This window comes from uncultured Corynebacterium sp., from assembly GCF_945649885.1.
In the GTDB taxonomy this organism is placed as follows: Bacteria; Actinomycetota; Actinomycetes; order Mycobacteriales; family Mycobacteriaceae; genus Corynebacterium.
On the sequence record NZ_CALZFS010000043.1, the window covers coordinates 1 to 20,377 of the forward strand.

Genomic DNA, 20,377 nt, shown 5'->3' on the forward strand with positions numbered 1-20,377 from the left:
GGGCGCCGATGAGTGCTGCTTTGCCACCGGGGCCGGCGCAGAGATCCAGCCATCGGCCTTGATCTTCGCCTTCCACGGGTGCTTCCACCAGTGCGCGGGCGATCAACTGGGAGCCTTCATCCTGCACTGCTGCCAGCCCCTGCTGGACTGGATCGATATCGCCTGGATCTCCACCTTCGAGGTAGACCGCATAGGGCGAGTACTTACCTTCTTCACCACCGGTGATCAGTGCCAGTTCCTCAGCGCTGATCTCGCCGGGACGTGCCACCAGGTGTACCACTGGACGCTGGGAGTCAGCTTCCAGGGCTGCCTCCAGCTCATCAGCGGGCAGGAGACGGGAGAAGCTCTGTGCGATCCACTCCGGGTGAGCGGTGCGGAAGGCCACACGCGCGATCTCACCTTCCGGCTCCAGCTTGCTCAGCCATTCTTCTGCTGAGGTCCGGGTGATGTTGCGCATGACGGCGTTGGTAAAGCCGGTGGCCTGGAATTTCTTCAGTCCACCGACCATCTTCACGGTGGTATCCACAGCGGCATGGTCCTCCACGCGGGTGAACAGTACCTGGTAGGCGCCGATGCGAAGCACGTCAAGGATCTCCGGATCGATGTCGTTGAGGCTGCGGTTGGCTGCGGATTCAATCACCGTGTCCAACAGGCCCTGGTTACGCAAGGTTCCGTAGGTAATCTCAGTGGCAAAGGCGGCATCCCGACTGTCCAGCTTCTGCTTGGTTAGCAGACGTGGCAGCACGAGGTTGGCATAGGCTTCTCCGGTGCGCACGCGATCCAGGACCTCGAAGGCAATTTCACGTGGCTTGTCCACACCAAGGCCACGCAGTTCACGGACCTCACCGCGGGTATTGCGGTCTGGGCGGGAGCCGAAGTTCTGGTTGTCGCCACGGCGCTGGACCGCGGGCTTGGCACGGCCCTGACCCGTGGACTTGGCGCCACGGGAACTACCACCACGAGGGTTACCACTGCGGGGGCCACCACCGTGTCCACTTCCACGGCTTCCTCCCCGGGCACCGCTCTGGGTTGAGTCAGAGTCGGCCTTCCTCCCAGGCTCTTTCTTCTGCTCCCCCTTGGCGGAACGTGAGCGGAAACCGCCCGATGATTTTTCAAGGCTCATATAAAGTTCGCTTCCTGATCGATGTGGACACCACGGGCCCAGTCTGATGAATTCATCATTTTCTTTCCTGGAGGCTGGATCTGCCCCAGTGTGATCATGTGGGTTCCGGTTCCCACGTACACGGTGTTCTTGCCGGCGCTGATCGCACCCGGTGCCAGGGTTGGCACCTCCTCGTTGCGCTCCTGCCCTTCTGCTACGAGGGTCACGGGCCCAACCTTGACACGGGTGTCATCAAGCATGGTCCAGGCACCGGGGCCCGGGGTGTGTGCACGGATGTGACGGTCGATGACCTCGGCTGGTTCACTCCAGTCGATGCGGGCATCTTCTGTGGTGATCTTGGAGGCATAGGTTGCCTCACCAGTCTGTTCACGCGGCGTGATATTGCCCTGTTCCAGATCTGTCATGGTCTGCACCAGAAGATCCGCACCGGAACAGGCCAGGCGGGTGAGAAGATCATCAGCTGTGTCAGTTGCCTGGATCTCATCTTCCAAGGTGGACAGAATCAGGCCGGTATCCAGTCCCTCATCAATGCGGAAGCAGGTTGCTCCGGTGACCTGATCGCCCTCGCGGATGGAAGCCTGCACAGGGGCAGCACCACGCCATGCCGGCAGTAGGGAGAAATGGAGGTTGACCCAACCATGTGGGGCGACATCCAGCAGATCCTTCGTGATCAACTGTCCAAAGGCAACCACTGGGAGGCAGTCCGGCTGGAGTTCAGCTAACCGCTCACGGACTAGCTGACCATCCTCGGTGTCGGCCTTGAGGCTGGTGGGTTTGATCACTTCAATACCATGACTTTCAGCCAGCTCAGCTACCGCTGACGGGTGTAGCGTACGACCGCGACCGCGACGGGCATCAGGCTGGGTGAGAACGGCGAGGACCTCATGGTCGGAATCAATTAATTTCTGGAGGGCCACAACAGCCGGCTCCGGGGTGCCTGCAAAAACTAGGCGCATAACAGTCCTTTACTTCAGGTACGGGTTTAGCTGTTGAACCAGTCGGAGGAACGGATGACACTCATCGCAGCCTTACGTTCCGCAGGGTCCAGACGCTTGAGGAACAGCACGCCATCAAGGTGGTCGGTTTCATGTTGGATACAACGTGCCAACAGGCCGGACGCCACAATACCAATGGGGTTTCCATCCTTGTCCTGACCGGACAGGCGGACAGTTTCATAGCGGGTGGTGTCAGCGGAAACATCCGGGATGGACAGGCACCCTTCGGTACCGGTCTGGGTTTCTTCCCCGATGGGTTCCCACACCGGGTTGATCACGTGTCCGCGCAGGCCACCATCAACGTGGCTGCAGTCAAAGACGAACACGCGGCGCAACACACCGATCTGGTTGCCGGCCAGGCCGACACCGCCGGCATCTTCCATGGTGTCGAACATGTCGTCAACAAGTGTCGCCAGGGACTCATCAAAGTCTGTGACTTCATCTGCCCTGCTGGTGAGAACGGGATCACCGAAAAATCTGACTTCACGAACGGTCATGGTTGAAGAGGGTCTCCTTGCAAGCTGTGGGAAAAGGAATCTTCTCCAGTACAGGTGCCCACACCGGGTGTGGGGACCTGCTTAGAAGATGTTCGTTCCATACTATCGCCTGCACCAGACAGGTCCCCTATCGCAATACCTATCCGGCAGCTATCCGATGTGGATCGGATCCATCTGGACTCGCAATGGAAGATCATTCTTGCGTGCCGCGCGTGCCACCTGGGCAGCACGCAACGCCTGCCCCAGTTCGGACCGGGGCCCCAGCGGGGTACGGATGAGCATGCGCTGGGCCGGACCGAAACGCTGCTCATCATACTCCCCGGGCAGGGTGACTCCCGGGGGGAGATCCACCGGGCCCAGGATCTCCGCATTGGCTGGAAGGTTGGCTGATTCAATGAAGGTGTCCAGGGCGGTGGTGGCACCATCGATGGCGGCCATATGGACAGCCGGTGGAAAACTCACTTCACGTCGTGCCGCAAGTTCCGTTGCCGCAGCCCCCACCATGTCCCAGCGGATCAGTGCCTGTACCACCGGGAAGGACGGATCCGCCACCACTATCACATGCCCGCCATGCAGGTGCGAGCGCACCAGTGTGGAAGCAGCAGCCCACTTCTGCAGGGTGTCCTCCGTAGCACGCAGATCCTGTCTCCCCATGAGCGCCCAGGTATCCAACAGCAGGCAGGCACCATAGGCACCCGCGGTGGTCTCACCGCTGTAGCGATCCACCCCGGCCTGAACATCAGGTTCCGCCCCCGGCGTGGAAACCACGATGGCCGGACCATGATCAATATGGTCCACCACCTTGTTGCCACCGGAGGTGATGATGCGAGTCGAAGGAAAAGCACGCCCTAACTCCTCAGCCGTGCGTTCCGTCCCCAACACCACGGCACGCAACTTCGGCGAACCACAGGAGGAACAACGGAAACGGGTATCTGGACGACCACACCACCTGCAGGTCGGCACACCAGCCTGGTCATTGGGGCCGGACTGCGGCAGACCAACCGGCCCATTACAGTGACGGCACCGTGCCGGGGTCCGGCAGTTACCGCAGGCCAGTGTTGGCACATACCCCTTACGTGGCACCTGGATCAGAACAGGTTCCTGGCGTGATAGCGCATCACGGACAGCTTTGAAAGCAAGCCCCGGCAGACGTGCTGATCTGGCCAGGGGGTCACGTTCGAGCTCAAAGTCAGAGTCACCGACAGCCTGGATACGTGGCATCCGGGTGCGGATGGTCTCGCGTGGTGCCACCAGATCATGCGCCCACCCGGATTCCACCAGCAGCTGGGTTTCCGCGGTGCGTGAATGCCCACCGATGATCAGCGAGGCCCCCTCCAGTGCGGAACGGGTGGTCAGGACCTCCCGGGCATGCACATAGGGTGAGCGTGGATCCACCAGGTTGTCATCGCCATCCCCTAAGATCACGGCAAGTTTTAAGTTTTCCACCGGCGCGAACGCGGCACTACGCGTACCCACCACTAAACGTCCCTGCCCACTGAGCACAGACAGGAAACGTCGATAACGTGCCTGTGGCCCCAGGCCGGAGTTGAGTACGGTGACCTGTTTGGCAGCCACCAGGGTGCGCAGTGCGGCCTCCAGCTTATCGACGTCCCGCTGGTCCGGCACCACGATCAGCGCACCGCCGCCATCGACGACGATCTTGACTGACAGGGAGGCTACCGCGAGTGCCCAGTCGTCCCCCGGGGCGATCTGCCATGCAGCCCTGGCCGTGGTTCCCCCCAGCACGGCATCCACGAAGGACTGCCCATACTGATAGGCGGACCAGGAGGAGAGATCAGGTTCGGAGGCCACCCCGAGTTCCTCCCAGCGCGTGGTGGTGTCAGAATCCTCAACACTGGCATGACGATTGGGAATGGCAGAACGGATGAGATCAGAGCGTACACCGCCATAGCGGTCAGTGAGTGCCTCGATGAGCTTTGAGGTCCGTTGCGGGTACACCACCTTCGGTGAGATCACACGATCCAGCCAGGCCAGTTCACCTTTATGGTCGGTGTGGCTGGTGCGGGTGATGAGGAGGGCGTCGACAAGCCTGCCACCGAAGCGGATGCGTACCCGCACCCCGGGTTGAGCGTCCTCGTCCTGATCGGCGCTGACCCGGTAGTCGAAGAGGCGGTCCAGATGTGGGAGGCCCAATAACGGAAGAACCCGCGCCACCGACACTTCTGGAGCGGGGACGCGGGGATGTGCCATAGTTCGAAGATACTATAGGCGCTTCTACTTCAGTTCGAGAGCCTCACGGAGACGGTCAACACGGTTGGTTGCCTCCCATGGCAGTTCGATATCGGTGCGACCGAAGTGGCCGTAGGCAGCGGTCTGGGAGTAGATCGGCTTGAGCAGATCAAGCTCACGGATGATTGCTGCAGGGCGCAGATCAAAAACCTCGGTGACTGCAGCCTGGATCTGTTCATCGGTCAGTCCCTGCTGGTTGGTGCCAAAGGTCTCTACGTAGAGACCAACTGGTTTTGCCCGACCAATGGCATAGGCAACCTGGACTTCAGCGCGCTCAGCAAGGCCCGCCGCCACGATGTTCTTGGCCACCCAACGCATCGCATACGCTGCGGAACGGTCAACCTTTGACGGGTCCTTACCGGAGAAGGCTCCACCACCGTGGCGAGCCATGCCACCGTAGGTATCCACGATGATCTTGCGGCCGGTCAGACCGGCATCACCCATGGGGCCACCCAGAACGAAAGTACCGGAAGGGTTGATCAGAACGTTGATCTCAGCGGTAGCCAGGTGCTCGATACCGGCATCACGGATAACCCAGTCGATGACATGTTCCTGCAGCTGGGTTTCCAGCCACTCAAGACCCACCTCCGGATCATGCTGGGTGGAGATGACCACCGTGTCCAGGTGAGAGGGGCGGTTATCGGAATCATAAGCGAAGGTGACCTGGGTCTTGCCGTCCGGACGCAGGTGAGGAACAATGCCTTCCTTGCGGACCTGGGTGAGGCGACGGGCCAGGCGGTGTGCCAGTGCGATCGGCAGCGGCATGAACTCATCGGTCTCGTTGGTCGCATAACCAAACATCAGGCCCTGGTCACCGGCACCTGCGCGGTCATCTTCTTCCACATCACCATTGGCGCGGGCCTCCTGGGAGACATCTACGCCATCGGCAATCTCCTGGGACTGCTCTCCGATGGAGACGGACACACCACAGGTGCGGCCGTCGAAACCGACCTCGGAGGAGTTGAAGCCGATCTCAATGAGCTTGTTGCGGACAAGCTGCGGGATCTCGACATAAGCACTGGTGCGGACCTCACCCACCACATGCACGAGGCCGGTGGTGACAACGGTCTCCACTGCTACGCGGGAATGGGGATCCTCAGCCAGAAGTGCATCGAGGATGGTGTCTGAGATTGCGTCGCAGATCTTATCCGGGTGCCCTTCGGTTACTGACTCACTGGTGAACAAACGAACGGCGGTTGGCTGGGACACTAAAACCCTTCTTTCAAGGAATTGACCATCATCGGCTCTTTAAAAAATACTAAAACTAATGTAGACCAAGCTGTCTAATTTTACAATTAGCAGCCCGTATTCCTTGCAGATTCTCTAAAATCCCAGGCCACAGCCCCTTGCCCTTGAGCTGATATCAACCTCTGTAAGCGCTCACCGCATCCATGATGTGTGCGGCAACCTCCAACTTGGTGCCCTCATCCACCTCGGTGACAGCACCATCAGCAGAGAGTATCCAACCCTGATTATGGGTCTGCCCAAACACCTTGCCGCGCCCCACCTCATTACACATCAGCAGATCGCAGCCCTTGCGTGCCAGCTTCGCCTTGGCATGGTCCAGTGCACTGGTTTCCGTGTCACCGGTTTCTGCCGCAAAGCCGACGATGATCGGATCAGAGGCCAAGTCCCCCTGCGCGCGGCGGGTGACAGTGGTGGCCAGGATATCGGGATTTTCCACCAGATGGACGGTGCTCAGACCACCCTCATCATCACCGCCTTTCTTCAGCTTGGAAGCCGCCTGGGCCTCAGGTCGGAAATCAGCAACGGCAGCCGCCATGACGATGATGTCAGACTCCCCTGCCCTTTCCTGCACCGCATCGAACATGTCCTGAGTGGAGGTCACCTTCACAATCTCAGCACCCGCCGGGGTGGATAGTTCCACGGTGTTGCCGGAAATAATCGTGACTTTGGCGCCACGCTGGGCCGCAACCTCACCCAGGGCATAACCCTGCCTGCCGGAAGAACTGTTGCCGATATAGCGGACAGGATCAATGTGCTCCAGGGTGCCACCTGCTGTGATGAGCACCCGCTTGCCATCAAGATCCTGGGTGAAATCAACACCACCGGCCACCGCATTGGCGATCTCCACGATCTGCGCTGGATCAGGAAGCCGTCCCGGACCGGTGTCCTTACCCGTCAAACGGCCATGCGCTGGTTCGATCACGGTGATGCCACGTTCACGCAAGGTCTTCACATTTTCCATGGTTGCCGGGTTGAACCACATTTCCGTATGCATCGCCGGAGCGACCACCACCGGACAGGTGGCAACCAGCACCGTTGCCGCCAGCAGATCATCTCCCCTGCCCATCACCAACCGTGCCATGAGATCAGCTGTGGCCGGGGCGATCACAATCAGGTCAGCATCCTGGCCGACACGGACATGCTGCACCTTATCCACATCATCAAACACCGTGATGGACACAGGATTTCCGGACAACGCCTCAAAGGTTGCCTTACCCACAAACTCCAAGGCAGCCCTGGTGGGCACCACGCGGACATCATCACCTGCCTCCTTGAACGCACGGATGATGTGGCATGCCTTATAAGCCGCAATGCCACCGGCAACACCCACAACGATTCTGCGCCTTGATTCCGGGTAGTTTTCCACCTGTTCACTCACACGTTGTTGCGTCATCGCAGTTTCAGTTCCTTAACTCTCATCGTTGACCGCAAGGGGTCCGGCATCTCCCTCCACACTTTAGCCTCACCCCCTGTCTCACATCCCTGCCCGTCGCTTCTTCCGGGAATGCTTAAAACACCCGCAGCCCATCCACTCAGGAGAGGGATGTTCCGGGGGTGTTGAAAGAGATGTGAAGTTATCAGCTCAAAGCCAAGCTATGGCTCTTAGCCCTCTTCGTGGTCCAGCAGGCCGACGTTGATCTCACGCAGCGCAATGGACAGTGGCTTCTCACCAGGCTGTGGAGTAACGAGAGGTCCGATGAACTCGAAGACCCCTTCGTCCGCCTGCTGGTAGTAGCTGTTGATCTGGCGCGCACGCTTGGCGGCAAAGATCACGAGGGCATACTTTGAGGTGACCTTGTCCAGCAGTTCATCGATCGGCGGGGCGGTAATGCCCATTGGCGGATCAAAGACGGCCCTGGTGGCGTTGGTCTCGTTGCTCACGTTGGTCACTGACACCTTTTCAAAAGATTGTAGACAGTAGATTAAAGAGCGGGAAGGTTGCTCAATCGATAAAGCATACCCTACCGCTCTGCAGTTTGGCTAAGCGCCGAGGAGGACATCTCTGATGGCCTTGACGGCCACATCAACATCATCATTGATGATGATGTGTTTGAACTCACTCTGTGCGGCCAATTCCTCGCGTGCGGTTTCCAGCCTGCGATTAATGACGTCCCGGCTCTCGGTTCCCCGACCCGTCAACCGCTCAACCAGCACTTCCCATGAGGGTGGCGCCAGGAAGATGGTTTCGGCTTCAGGAATAAGCTGTGCAATATTGCGCGCTCCGGCGAGGTCAACCTCGACCAGAACTGGGCGACCTTCCTCCCGCGCCTGCTGAACAGGCTCAGAAGGAGTACCCGAACGCTGGAGTCCACCGTGGATTTCTGCCCATTCGAGCATCTCTCCACGATCTATCCGGTCCTGAAATTCCTGTGCTGTGACATAGAAATAGTCTTTGCCATCCACCTCACCGGGGCGTGGGGCCCTGGTGGTCATGGACACACTGAAATACAGATTGGGAACGTCACTACGAAGGCGATCTACCACAGTCGACTTTCCGACTGCCGAGGGGCCCGCGAGAATTACGAGCCTTCCGTGTGGGTTATCGCCTGACACTGAGAATTAGCCCTCGAAGCCGAAACGCTCGAGAAGTGCGCGACGCTGACGATCACCAAGGCCACGCAGGCGGCGGGTCTGAGCAATGCCCAGCTCCTCCATGATTTCCTTTGCCTTGACCTTGCCGACCTTCGGAAGAGCCTCGAGGAGAGCGGAGACCTTGGTCTTGCCGATGATCTCGTCAGTCTCAGCCTTCTCCAGAACCTCCTTGAGGTTAGTGTTGCCGCGCTTCAGGTTCTCCTTGAGCTCGGCGCGTGCCTTGCGGGCTTCTGCTGCCTTGGCAAGAGCGGCCTTGCGCTGCTCATCAGTCAACTGTGGAAGGGCCACGGGGTTCCTCCGTTATCGTGTGGTTTTTATGTACATTCGGATATCTTCATATCCGGGAACCGAGGGGCAAGAATGGTGAATACCAAGCATGTCACCCTGCGATTTTCGAATAGTCTAGCACTACTTCATCAAAGTCAAAGGTGGCGAGGCCCTTTCTTGACAAACCTGCAGGTCAGGTTTGTTCTCAAAAGGGCCTTACGATTACTCATGACCTGGGGAAACCTGGAAAATCTGCAGCGGTTTCCGCCACTGAAACTCTCAGCTTATCCACAGCTGGTCCGGCTGACAGAACAGATCTGGACACATTCGGAAATGCCAGATGCACCATGTCCCCGGCAATGGTGTCCACATCTGCTGCGGTGCCGCCCTGGGCGCCCACACCCGGCATGAGGATGGCTCCCCCAAGTTGTGACAACACCGGTGGTGTGCTCAGGGTGGCTCCAACCACTACGCCGATGTTGCCAGCCTTGCCCTGTGCCATGTGTGGCGCATTGAGCTTGGCCGCCTCGTTGACGATCTGCTGAGAGATGGTCTCGCCTGCAGCATTGCTCTGATCCTGCAGAACGCGTGCCTCCGGGTTGGAGGTTGCCGCGAGGACGAACACTCCCCTGCCGTGTCTCTCTGCCAACTCAAACACGGGCTCGAGCGAACCGAAACCAAGGTATGGGGACACGGTCACGGCATCACTGGACAGTGGGGATTCTGGATCCAGCCAGGCGGTGGCATAACCGGCCATGGTGGAACCGATATCGCCACGCTTGGCATCAGAGACCACCAGGCATCCACGCTCACGCAGGGTGGAGATGGTCTCCTCCAGCACGGCGAAGCCCCGGGATCCGAAACGCTCATAGAACGCCACCTGGGGCTTCACCAGCGCGACGGTGTCGGAGAAGGCTTCCACGCAGATGCGTGAGAACTCCTCCAGTCCCTCGACGTTGACGGGTAGACCCCAGGCTTCGAGAAGGCTTGCGTGAGGATCGATGCCCACGCACAGCCGCCCCCTGGTGGTGGCGGCAACAAGGAGCTTTTCTCCAAATGTCTCAGTCAAGGTGTTTTACGCCTTCACTGCATGATCAAGCTCCTGAAGAGCCCTGACGGTGACTTCACCGCTGCGCAGGGCCTCAATGCCCTGTACAGCTGCGGTGACACCCTGAACAGTGGTCACCAGTGGAACACCCACGGTGACGGCGGAGCCACGGATCTCGTAGCCGTCATGGCGTGCACCAGCGGAGCCGGCAGGGGTGTTGAGGATGAGGTCTACTTCGCCCGCACGGATACGGTCGACGATGGAACGTCCCTTAGCACCGTCACGGATGTCGGAGCTCTTGAGCACCACTTCACAGTCGATGCCGTTGCGACGCAGCATTCCTGCGGTGCCCTCGGTGGCCAGGATGTGGAAGCCCATGGAGTCCAGTCGCTGGATGGCCAAGATCAGGCTGCGCTTATCGCGGTTGGCCACTGAGACGAAGACAGTGCCTTCGGTCGGAAGTGCGCCGAATGCTCCAGCTTCAGCCTTGGCGTAGGCGGCACCGAAGTTATCAGCAAGTCCCATGACCTCACCGGTGGACTTCATCTCCGGGGAGAGCAGGGTATCCAGGGTCTCACCCTCCGCGCTACGGAAGCGGTTGAATGGCAGGACTGCTTCCTTAACGGCGATCGGAGCGTCCAGTGGCAGGGAGCCTCCATCGTAGTTGCTCGGGATCATGCCCTCTTCACGCAGCTCAGCTATAGTCGCGCCGACAGCGATGCGGGATGCTGCCTTGGCCAGGTGGACACCGGTTGCCTTGGAGACAAACGGCACGGTGCGGGAGGCACGTGGGTTGGCCTCGATGACGTAGAGGATGTCATCCTTCAGTGCGTACTGGACGTTCATCAGGCCCTTGACGCCGATGCCCAGGGCGAGCTTCTTGGTGGATTCACGGACCTTTTCAATGTCCTGGGCGCCCAGGGTCATCGGGGGCAGTGCACAAGCGGAGTCACCGGAGTGGACACCGGCTTCCTCGATGTGCTCCATGACGCCGGCCAGGTAGACCTCTTCGCCGTCGCACAGTGCGTCAACGTCGATTTCGATGGCGTTGTCCAGGAAGCGGTCGACCAGAACTGGGTGCTCCGGGGAGAGCTCGGTGGCACGTGCGATGTAGTCCTCCAGGGAAGGCTCATCGAAGACGATCTCCATGCCACGTCCGCCGAGAACATAGGACGGGCGGACCAGGACTGGGTAGCCGATGTTGTCGGCGACATCGCGGGCCTGCTCGAAGGTGGTGGCGGTGCCGAAGGCAGGAGCTGGCAGCTGTTCACGGTTGAGCAGGTCACCGAACTCGCCGCGGTGCTCAGCCATGTTGATGGCCTCCGGGGAGGTGCCGATGACTGGGACGCCAGCCTTCTTGAGGCGATCTGCAAGACCCAATGGGGTCTGGCCACCAAGCTGGACGATGACACCGGCAACAGTGCCGGATTCGGTCTCAGCGTGGTAGACCTCCATGACGTCCTCGAAGGTCAGAGGCTCGAAGTAGAGGCGGTCTGCGGTGTCGTAGTCCGTGGAGACGGTCTCTGGGTTGCAGTTGATCATCACGGTCTCGTAGCCAGCGCGGGACAGTTCCAGTGCTGCGTGGACACAGGAGTAGTCGAACTCGATGCCCTGGCCGATGCGGTTCGGGCCGGATCCGAGAATCAGGACCTTCTCACGCTCAGTCTGAGGCTCAACCTCGGTCTCCGCTGCTGGATCCAGCTCGTAGGCGGAGTAGTAGTACGGGGTCTGTGACTCAAATTCAGCGGCACAGGTGTCCACGGTCTTGAATACCGGGCGGATGCCCAGGGACAGACGCAGGCGACGCACGCCTTCTTCGCCGGCGAACTCAGGGCGGACGGAGGCGATCTGCAGGTCGGACAGGCCCATGAACTTGGCCTCGCGCAGGAGCGACTCATCCAGAACTGGTGCGTCCTCCAGCTTCATGCGGAAGTCCACCAGTGCCTGCAGTTCAGCGAGGAACCATGGGTCGATGGAGGAAGCGTCGTACAGCTCCTCGATGGTGGCACCCAGGCGCATGGCCAGCTCGACGTCATAGAGGCGGCCTTCGGTTGGGCGGCGCAGGTCTTCCAAGACTGCTGGAAGATCGGTGGCGCGCTCACCGGCGAAGAACTCGTCCGGCTTCGTCCAGAAACCGAGCTGCTTGGTCTCAAGCGAACGCAGTGCCTTGTTCAGTGCCGCGATGTAGTTGCGGCCGAGGCTCATGACCTCACCGACAGACTTCATGGTGGTGGTCAGGGTGTCATCAGCGCCTGGGAACTTCTCAAAAGCAAAGCGTGGAGCCTTGACAACCACGTAGTCCAAGGCTGGTTCGAAGGCTGCCGGGGTGTTACCGGTGATGTCGTTGGTGACCTCATCCAGGGTGTATCCGATGGCTAGCTTCGCGGCGAGCTTCGCAATTGGGAAACCAGTTGCCTTGGAAGCCAGTGCGGATGATCGGGAGACACGGGGGTTCATCTCGATGGTGATCAGGCGGCCATCCTTGGGGTTGATGGCGAACTGGATGTTACAGCCACCGGTATCAACACCAACCTCACGGATGATGGCGATGCCCTGGTCACGCATGATCTGGAATTCGCGGTCGGTCAGGGTCATGGATGGTGCCACGGTGACAGAATCACCGGTGTGGACACCGAGCGCATCGACGTTCTCAATGGAGCAGATGACCACGACGTTGTCATCGGCATCACGCATGAGCTCGAGTTCGAATTCTTTCCAACCGAGGATGGACTCCTCGATCAGGACGTTGGCGGATGGGGAAGCTGCGAGTCCTCCACCGGCAATACGGTCAAGGTCTTTCCTGGTGTATGCCAGGCCGGAGCCCAGGCCACCCATGGTGAAGGAGGGGCGCACAACGACTGGGAGACCAAGTTCCTCAACGGTTGCGTAGACCTCATCCATGTTGTGACAGACGGCGGAGCGTGCGGACTCGCCGCCGATGGTGGCGACAATGTCCTTGAACTTCTGGCGGTCTTCACCGCGCTCGATGGCGTCGATGTCCGCGCCGATGAGTTCGACGTTGTACTTATCCAGGATGCCGAGGCTGTCCAGCTGGATCGCGGCGTTGAGTGCGGTCTGGCCACCAAGGGTTGCCAGGACAGCGTCAATTGGGTTGCCCTGTTCGATCTCCTTGATGAAGATCTTCTCGATGTACTCCGGCTCGATTGGCTCCACGTAGGTGTGGTCTGCCATCTCCGGGTCGGTCATGATGGTGGCCGGGTTGGAGTTGATCAGGGTGACGCGCAGGCCTTCTTCCTTGAGCACGCGGCAGGCCTGGGTTCCTGAGTAGTCGAATTCGCAGGCCTGTCCGATGACGATGGGACCAGAGCCGATGACCAGTACGTGATTGATATCTGAGCGCTTTGGCATGTCGTTTACGCCTCTTCCTTCTGGTTCTGAGAATCTGCATCCATGAGTGCGACGAACTGGTCGAACAGTGGGCTTGCATCATTGGGGCCGGCTGCGGCCTCCGGGTGGTACTGGACGGAGTAGGCGCGTCCGGACTTCAGTGCAACGCCTTCAACAACACCGTCGTTGAGACAGGTGTGGGTGACGATCGCGGTGCCGAAGTCAGTGTCAAACTCCTGGCCTGCTTCACCCTTGAGGGCGAAACCGTGGTTCTGTGCGGTGATGTCGATCTTGCCGGTGATGTGGTTCTTCACCGGAACATTGATACCGCGGTGGCCGAACTTCAGCTTGTAGGTTTCCATACCGAATGCACGGCCGAGGATCTGGTTGCCGAAACAGATACCGAAAAATGGGATGTCTGCGGCGAGAACCTCACGGACAATCTCCACCATCGTGTCGGCTGCTGCCGGGTCACCAGGGCCGTTGGAGATGAATACTCCGGCAGGGTTGTACTTCTGGATCTCTGCAAACGGGGTTTCTGCAGGCACGATCACGGTGCGGACACCACGTGCAGCGAAGCGGCGCGGGGTGTTCTGCTTGATGCCGAGGTCATAGGCGATGACGGTGTACTTGGCATCGCCTTCTGCCTCGATGGTGTAGGTCTCGTCGACGGAGACCTCCTTGGAGAGGTTGGCGCCTGCCATGGATGGCTGGGCCTTGACCTCTTCGAGAAGCTCTTCGATGGGACGCTCAGCGTCAGCACCGGAGAAGATCCCGGCTGGGGTGGCACCTTCACTGCGGATGTGGCGGACCAGTGCGCGGGTGTCGATGCCGCCAATGCCGACGATGCCCTGCTTGGCCATCTCCTCCTGGAGGGAGGTCGTGGCGCGGAAGTTGGATACGCGTGCCGCGAGATCACGGATGACCACGCCGGCAGCCCAGATCTTGCCGTCTCGGGACTCATTGTCCTCGTCGTTCCAGCCGGTGTTGCCGATCTGTGGTGCGGTATTGATGACGATCTGGCGGTGGTAGGAGGGATCCGTCATGGTCTCCTGATAACCGGTCATGGCGGTGGTGAAGACTGCCTCGCCCAGGGTTGTGCCGATCGCGCCGAAGCCGAAGCCCTTGAAGGTTCGGCCATCAGCCAACACCAGGTAGGCAGGAACGGAACCAATGTTGGTTACGCCCTGGTTGTTGGGATCGGTGCTGTTCGCAATGTTGTCAGTACTCACAGTGACAGCGTCGCCTTTCGTATGGTTGCCCGTTAGCAGGGCCGGGAGTAAGGGTTCTTTAACTGTACTTTATTCAATCTATTGCATTCTATGCAACAGGGGTGTCGGTGCTGCTGACCGCCGCCAGTGCAGCGCCATTTTCGCAGGTAACACGTCCTCTGAGGACAGTATGGGTGACTTTCGCACTGAACTCCATTCCTTCAAATGGGGTGTTCGATGCCTTTGATGCAAACTCCTCACCATGGGCAGTCCAGGTCTGACCCGGGTCCACGATGGTGAGGTTGGCAGGCTCTCCCACTGCGATCGGTCGGCCATGACCTGGGAGGCGGGTGATCTCTGCTGGTCGCTCACTCATCACCTTGGCCACAAAGCGCCAGTCGGCAAGACCGGAGGCAACAAAGATGTCAGCGATGATGGACAGTGAGGTCTCAAGTCCGAGCATGCCTGGCTTGGCGTTTTCAAATTCACAGCACTTGTCTTCGGAACCGTGTGGTGCGTGGTCGGTTGCCACAACGTCGACGGTGCCGTCGAGAAGCGCCTCGCGCAGTGCGATGGTGTCGCGTTCTTCACGCAGCGGCGGGTTAACCCTGTTCACGCCGTCATAGGTGGCCAGTCGCTCATCGGTGAGGATCAGGTGATGTGGGGTGACCTCCGCGGTGATCGGAATTCCCTGCGCCTTGGCCCAGCGGACCAGCTCAATGGTGCCTTCGGTGGAGGCATGGCAGATGTGAACACGGTTGCCATAGTCACGCGCGAGGATCGCATCGCGGATCACGATGGACTCTTCCGCCACACGTGGCCAGCCACGCAGACCCAGGCGGGCGGCATTCTCACCTTCGTGGGCGCTGGCACCCTCGGTCATACGGTGGTCCTCGCAGTGCTGAGCGATCAGGACATCCATGCCCTTGGCGTATTCCAGCGCACGACGCATGACCTGAGGATCATCAACGCACTTGCCGTCATCGGAGAACACCCGGACGCGTGCCTCGGAACGTGCCATCATGCCGAACTCGGTGAGTTCCTTGCCCTCAAGGCCCTTGGTGATGGACCCAACCGGGTGGATATCACACAGACCAACGTTCTGGCCCTTGAACCAGACGCCCTCAGCGATCAGAGGCTGATCCATCACCGGAGAAGTGTTGGCCATGGTGAACACGGCCGTGAAACCGCCCTTGGCCGCTGCTGCGGAACCGGTGGCGATAGTTTCGGTGTCTTCCCGGCCTGGCTCACGGAGGTGAACATGCATATCCACCAGGCCAGGCAGGAGGACTCCCCCATTGCCATCGATAGCACGGTCATGCTCAGTGGAATCAGCAGCATCAAGTGCCTGGATCACACCATCGAGGACCAGGACATTAGTGGGGTCGCCTTCGCCGTACACACGCACATTCGTGATGAGCAGGGTGCCAGATTCGGCTGGTGCAAGTACCCCGGTCTCGGGGTAGTCAGAAGCAGTCATGTCGAAAAAGTCCTTATATACCGGCCGGCAGCGCCAGCCGAACTAGCGGAGATTAAATGGTGGCGCCTACGCCTGCAACGAGTGTGAACAAGACCGCCATGCGGAGGTGCACACCGTTGTTGACCTGCTGAAGAACAGCAGTACGTGGGGCATCTGCCACACCGAAGTTGATTTCCATGCCACGCAGCATCGGGCCGGGGTGCATGATGATTGCTGAATCCTTCAGCTTCGCCTCGCGTGCCGCGCTCAAACCGTAGAGCGTTGCATATTCGCGATGTGATGGGAAGAAGCCGCCCTTCATGCGTTCCTGCTGGACACGCAGCATCATGACAACATCAGCGTCGTAGATCTCCGCGTCCATGTCATAGGAGGTACGCACCGGCCAGTTGTCCACGCCATAGGGGAGCAACGTCGGCGGTGCCACGAGCACGACCTCAGCGCCCAACTTGGACAGCAGATCCACATTGGAACGCACCACACGTGAGTGCAGCACATCTCCGACGATGACAACCTTGCGACCCTCGATCCCACCCAGGCGTTGGCGGATGGTCAATGCATCCAGCAGTGCCTGGGTCGGGTGCTGGTGGGAGCCGTCGCCAGCGTTGATCACGCTGGGCCCGTCCCCACCGGGGGCGACATACTGTGCGAGCTGCTGTGCGGCACCGGATGAGGGATGACGCATGATGATGGCATCCGCACCGATGGCAGAAAGTGTCAGGCCGGTGTCCTTGAGGGACTCGCCCTTCTTCACGCTCGATGAAGATGCGGAGATATTGATGACATCCGCACTCATCCACTTGCCTGCGGTCTCAAAGGAAGACCTGGTGCGAGTGGAGTTTTCGTAGAAGAGGGTGAAAATGGTCCGCCCACGCAGGGTGGGCAGCTTCTTCACCTCTCGTCCTTCAAGCGCCTCCTTAAAACGATCAGCCTCATCGAGGAGGCCGGTGATCTCATCGCGGGATAGGTCCGCAATTGAGAGGAGGTGCTTCATCAATTATCCCCTTCAACTTCTTCACGAGTGAGGGTGACAGCATCGCGGCCGTCGATCTCCTCAAGCAGCACGCTGACATCTTCAGTACGCGCGGTGGGGATGTTCTTGCCCACATAATCCGCACGGATCGGCAGCTGACGGTGTCCACGGTCAACGAGGACAGCCAGCTGGATGTAGTTGGGGCGACCGAGGTCCCTCAACGCATCAAGTGCTGCGCGGATGGTGCGTCCGGAAAACAGCACATCATCGACCAAGACAACGGTGGTCTTATCAATGCCACCATCTGGAATGGTCGTGGGTTTCAACGCACGGTGTGGTTTATTTCGAAGATCATCACGGTAAAGAGTGATGTCAATGGCTCCGGTGTCTACACGGATGCCTGAAAATTCTTCGATCTTGTCTGCCAGGCGTTCAGCCAATGGAACTCCACCTGAGGGGATTCCGAGCAGCATGACTTTGCCAGCGCCTTCTGAATCAAGCGCGGTCTTTTCGATAATCTGGTGCGCGATGCGCGCGACGGTACGACTGACGTCATCCTCGTTGAGGAGTTCGACCACAGTGCTAATACGTTCGCTCATCGTGACCTCCTTCCCCGCCTCTCTGTGCGGTCCGTTAAAGGATGTCCTAAATTGCTTAGCGTCGAGACACCCTATTTCCCCGGAGCTGACTATGCTCTAGGGGAGCGCCACTTTGACGTTGAAAACGTTACATCATCAACGCGCAAAGTGTGACATGTACACACTGTAGGACACCCGGTTACCCCACCCGGGAACAATTCCGTAGACATGGAGAAGCCCCTGTGAGTCTGACCACCAGCCATTTTATTCCTTTTTCATGCGAAGAGGTCTGGGATTGGCATACTCGCAGGGGATCTGTATCCAGACTCACCCCTCCTTTTGTTCCTTTGACGCCGATCTCGCAGGCAGAGCGCCTTTCTGATGGAACAACCATTTTCAGCCTTCCTGCAGGTTTGAAATGGATTGCCCGTCACGATCTCTCCGGCTACCTCAACGGCAGTCGTTTTACCGACGTCTGTGTCTCTGCTCCACTGAAGGCTCTGGCCAATTGGCGTCATGTCCACAACTTCATTGATCAGGACGGGGGCACCCTCATCACAGATTCGGTGAGCACCCGTCTTCCGGGCTCCACCCTGGCGGGGATGTTCGCCTTCCGACAGAACCAATTGCGCGAGGACATGCTCGCATTGGCACGCTTCAAGATCCTTGGTGATGACTCCCCCCTCACCGTCGCGGTCACCGGTTCCCGTGGGCTGGTGGGCCGGGCTTTAACAGCCCAGCTGCAAACCGGTGGGCACACCGTGATCCAGTTCGTCCGTGGTGAGGCAAAGCCCGGACAGCGGACCTGGGATCCAGAGAACCCTGCTGGTGATCTCCTACAGGGGGTTGATGTTCTGGTGCACCTGGCGGGTGAACCGATCTTCGGACGTTTCAATGATGCACACAAAGATGCCATCCGCGATTCCCGAGTCGAGCCCACGAGAAAGCTCGCCGGACTGGTGGCGGCATCAGCATCGTGCACCACCATGGTGACGGCATCCGCCATCGGATTCTATGGTCATGACCGTGGCGATGAACACCTCACGGAAAGTTCCAGCCGTGGTGACGGCTTCCTGGCTGATGTGGTGGATGAATGGGAGCAGGCAACCACGCCTGCCACCGAAGGTGGGAAACGTGTGGTCTTGATCCGCACCGGTGTGGCTTTAAGCGGCCGTGGCGGCATGCTGCCGCTGCTAAAAACACTGTTCTCCACCGGCTTGGGTGGCCAATTCGGTGATGGTTCCAACTGGTTCAGCTGGATCGCGATTGATGACCTCACTGACATCTACTACCGCGCGATCATTGATTCCCAGATCTCAGGTCCCATCAATGCGGTCTCCCCCACCCCGGTGAACAACCAGGAGATGACCAAGGCGCTGGCCTCTGAACTCCACCGCCCCGCATTCATTCAGATCCCGACTCTTGGCCCGAAGATCCTCCTGGGCAGCCAGGGTGCTGAGGAACTGGCACTGGCCAACCAGCAGGTGGTCCCCTCTGCACTCCAGGAGTTAGGACATGTTTTCCGGTACACCACCATCGCTGCTGCCATCGCGCATGAACTTGGTGGTGAGGAACTTGCCGATGCCGCGGCCACCCGGGAACAGGAAGCCCTAGACGCTGCAGAGAAGAAACAAGTCCGGGCATCTCAGAAGGCAGCCAAACGTGCCGCTAAAGCGGAAGCCGTAGTGGAAGATCCTGTGGAGGTGGAGGAAACCATCCGCACCTCTATTCTCAACTTCCGACGCAAACGCAGCGATTAAAACAAGACCGGTAGGGTGGGATGCTGAAGAAACCTCGATTCCCGTTAGGACACAGATTCCACAGTGACTGCAGCTCCCTCACCTCACGACATCAAGGCGTTCAGCCTGGATGCCGTAACCAAGATTCTTGATGATGAAAACCTGAATTACCGTGTGGAAGAGCATGACGGCACCGCCGTGGTGCGCACCGGTTTCATCAACGCCGCCATCAGCTTCGTAGAAATCGACGGTGGTCTGACCATGGAGGCCATGTGGCGTGGTGCTCCAGCCACAGAACAGGCTTCCCTGATTCTGGCTGCGACGAATGAGTGGAACCTCACTCAGTTCACCCCCACCCTGCGCTTTTTCGAAATGCAGGAAAACACTCTGGCAGTCAACGGCCTCCGTCAGATCCCCACATCTGCCGGTCTCAGCCATAACCAGGTTGGAGCATTCATCATGAGCTCCCTGGAAGCCACCACCACCGCATTTGAATGGCTTGAGCAGCAGTTCCCTGATCTTGTCACCTGGAAGGACGAGCACGATGCCCACTAATACCCCTGAGAACACCCCAAGTGTGGACAACGGTCAGGTTCCCACCCCCAAGCCGATCGCAGTCACCCTTGACCGTGTGGAAAGCATCATGAAGGAATTCGGCATCACCCTTGCGGTCGCGGAGAACCAGGGTGAGAGCGCAGCCGTGGCCAGCGCCAACCTCAACGGCGTCCAGGTCATGTTCGCCCTGCTGGATTCCGTGCTCATCGTGCGTGCCGACAAGCAGACCGACACCACCATCGCCGATGGTGACCCACGCTGGCACTTGGCCTGCAACCAGGTGAACTGCTTCAACTTTTCCGCCAAGGCCCTCGTGATGGACCGCACGGAGCAGGCTGTCGTCCGTTCTGAGAAGGACATTCTCGTCGCAGCTGGACTCAATGACATCCAGCTGTCTGTGATGTTGAAGAATGCCATTGATCATGTTCTGGCCATCCAGGATGCTGTGGAGCAGGCAGCCAAGGAATACGCCACGG

General features: G+C 59.2%; 18 protein-coding genes. 3 read left to right on the forward strand and 15 right to left on the reverse strand.

The window, feature by feature from the left end; genetic code table 11:
- From Q0M74_RS06415 to pyrR, 15 genes are all read right to left on the reverse strand, one after another.
- Window positions 1-1,123 (reverse strand): transcription antitermination factor NusB (locus Q0M74_RS06415; protein WP_293952611.1); only part of this gene is annotated, 1,123 nt, incomplete at its 3' end.
- The gene (gene fmt, locus Q0M74_RS06420) at window positions 1,120-2,079 is read right to left on the reverse strand and encodes a methionyl-tRNA formyltransferase (RefSeq protein WP_293952613.1); all 960 of its coding nucleotides are present in this window, start codon (window positions 2,077-2,079) and stop codon (window positions 1,120-1,122) included. The genes fmt and Q0M74_RS06415, both read right to left, overlap by 4 nt.
- Before the next feature lie 26 nt (window positions 2,080-2,105).
- Window positions 2,106-2,615 (reverse strand): peptide deformylase, encoded by a 510-nt coding sequence (def, locus tag Q0M74_RS06425; protein WP_293952615.1) that lies wholly within the window; start codon window positions 2,613-2,615, stop codon window positions 2,106-2,108.
- 150 nt (window positions 2,616-2,765) lie between these two features.
- Window positions 2,766-4,826: a primosomal protein N' gene (locus Q0M74_RS06430; protein WP_293952617.1), complete on the reverse strand. Its 2,061-nt coding sequence runs from the start codon at window positions 4,824-4,826 to the stop codon at window positions 2,766-2,768.
- Between the two features lie 24 nt (window positions 4,827-4,850).
- Window positions 4,851-6,074: a methionine adenosyltransferase gene (metK, locus tag Q0M74_RS06435; protein WP_293952618.1), complete on the reverse strand. Its 1,224-nt coding sequence runs from the start codon at window positions 6,072-6,074 to the stop codon at window positions 4,851-4,853.
- 154 nt (window positions 6,075-6,228) lie between these two features.
- On the reverse strand, window positions 6,229-7,506 hold the full coding sequence (gene coaBC / locus Q0M74_RS06440) for a bifunctional phosphopantothenoylcysteine decarboxylase/phosphopantothenate--cysteine ligase CoaBC (protein WP_293952619.1): 1,278 nt from the start codon (window positions 7,504-7,506) through the stop codon (window positions 6,229-6,231).
- Between the two features lie 209 nt (window positions 7,507-7,715).
- On the reverse strand, window positions 7,716-7,949 hold the full coding sequence (gene rpoZ, locus Q0M74_RS06445; RefSeq protein ID WP_225213683.1) for a DNA-directed RNA polymerase subunit omega: 234 nt from the start codon (window positions 7,947-7,949) through the stop codon (window positions 7,716-7,718).
- Between the two features lie 144 nt (window positions 7,950-8,093).
- Complete coding sequence (gene gmk / locus Q0M74_RS06450; protein WP_293952620.1) at window positions 8,094-8,666, reverse strand: guanylate kinase; 573 nt, start codon at window positions 8,664-8,666, stop codon at window positions 8,094-8,096.
- Window positions 8,667-8,672: 6 nt separating this feature from the next.
- Window positions 8,673-8,993 (reverse strand): integration host factor, actinobacterial type, encoded by a 321-nt coding sequence (gene mihF / locus Q0M74_RS06455; RefSeq protein ID WP_290275611.1) that lies wholly within the window; start codon window positions 8,991-8,993, stop codon window positions 8,673-8,675.
- A gap of 205 nt (window positions 8,994-9,198) precedes the next feature.
- Window positions 9,199-10,041, reverse strand: a complete 843-nt coding sequence (pyrF, locus tag Q0M74_RS06460; protein WP_293952621.1) for an orotidine-5'-phosphate decarboxylase — start codon at window positions 10,039-10,041, stop codon at window positions 9,199-9,201.
- Between the two features lie 6 nt (window positions 10,042-10,047).
- Window positions 10,048-13,389 (reverse strand): carbamoyl-phosphate synthase large subunit, encoded by a 3,342-nt coding sequence (carB, locus tag Q0M74_RS06465; protein WP_293952622.1) that lies wholly within the window; start codon window positions 13,387-13,389, stop codon window positions 10,048-10,050.
- A gap of 5 nt (window positions 13,390-13,394) precedes the next feature.
- Entirely contained in the window at window positions 13,395-14,600 is a 1,206-nt protein-coding gene (gene carA, locus Q0M74_RS06470; RefSeq protein ID WP_293952624.1) for a glutamine-hydrolyzing carbamoyl-phosphate synthase small subunit, read from the reverse strand.
- 88 nt (window positions 14,601-14,688) lie between these two features.
- Window positions 14,689-16,059 (reverse strand): dihydroorotase, encoded by a 1,371-nt coding sequence (locus tag Q0M74_RS06475; RefSeq protein WP_293952626.1) that lies wholly within the window; start codon window positions 16,057-16,059, stop codon window positions 14,689-14,691.
- Window positions 16,060-16,111: 52 nt separating this feature from the next.
- Window positions 16,112-17,050, reverse strand: coding sequence for an aspartate carbamoyltransferase catalytic subunit (locus tag Q0M74_RS06480; protein ID WP_293952628.1), 939 nt, complete (start codon window positions 17,048-17,050; stop codon window positions 16,112-16,114).
- Window positions 17,050-17,628 carry a bifunctional pyr operon transcriptional regulator/uracil phosphoribosyltransferase PyrR gene (pyrR, locus tag Q0M74_RS06485; RefSeq protein WP_293952630.1) on the reverse strand — a complete coding sequence of 193 codons (579 nt, stop codon included), beginning with the start codon at window positions 17,626-17,628 and terminating at the stop codon, window positions 17,050-17,052. Before pyrR ends, Q0M74_RS06480 begins: the two co-directional genes overlap by 1 nt.
- A gap of 221 nt (window positions 17,629-17,849) precedes the next feature.
- Here pyrR and Q0M74_RS06490 point away from each other — a divergent pair, with 221 nt between their 5' ends.
- The 3 genes from Q0M74_RS06490 to Q0M74_RS06500 all read left to right on the forward strand — a co-directional run.
- Window positions 17,850-19,367: a TIGR01777 family oxidoreductase gene (locus Q0M74_RS06490; protein ID WP_293952632.1), complete on the forward strand. Its 1,518-nt coding sequence runs from the start codon at window positions 17,850-17,852 to the stop codon at window positions 19,365-19,367.
- A 63-nt stretch (window positions 19,368-19,430) separates the two neighbouring features.
- Complete coding sequence (locus Q0M74_RS06495; RefSeq protein WP_293952634.1) at window positions 19,431-19,901, forward strand: YbjN domain-containing protein; 471 nt, start codon at window positions 19,431-19,433, stop codon at window positions 19,899-19,901.
- On the forward strand, window positions 19,891-20,377 hold a 487-nt coding region (locus Q0M74_RS06500; protein ID WP_293952636.1), incomplete at its 3' end, for a YbjN domain-containing protein. The genes Q0M74_RS06495 and Q0M74_RS06500, both read left to right, overlap by 11 nt.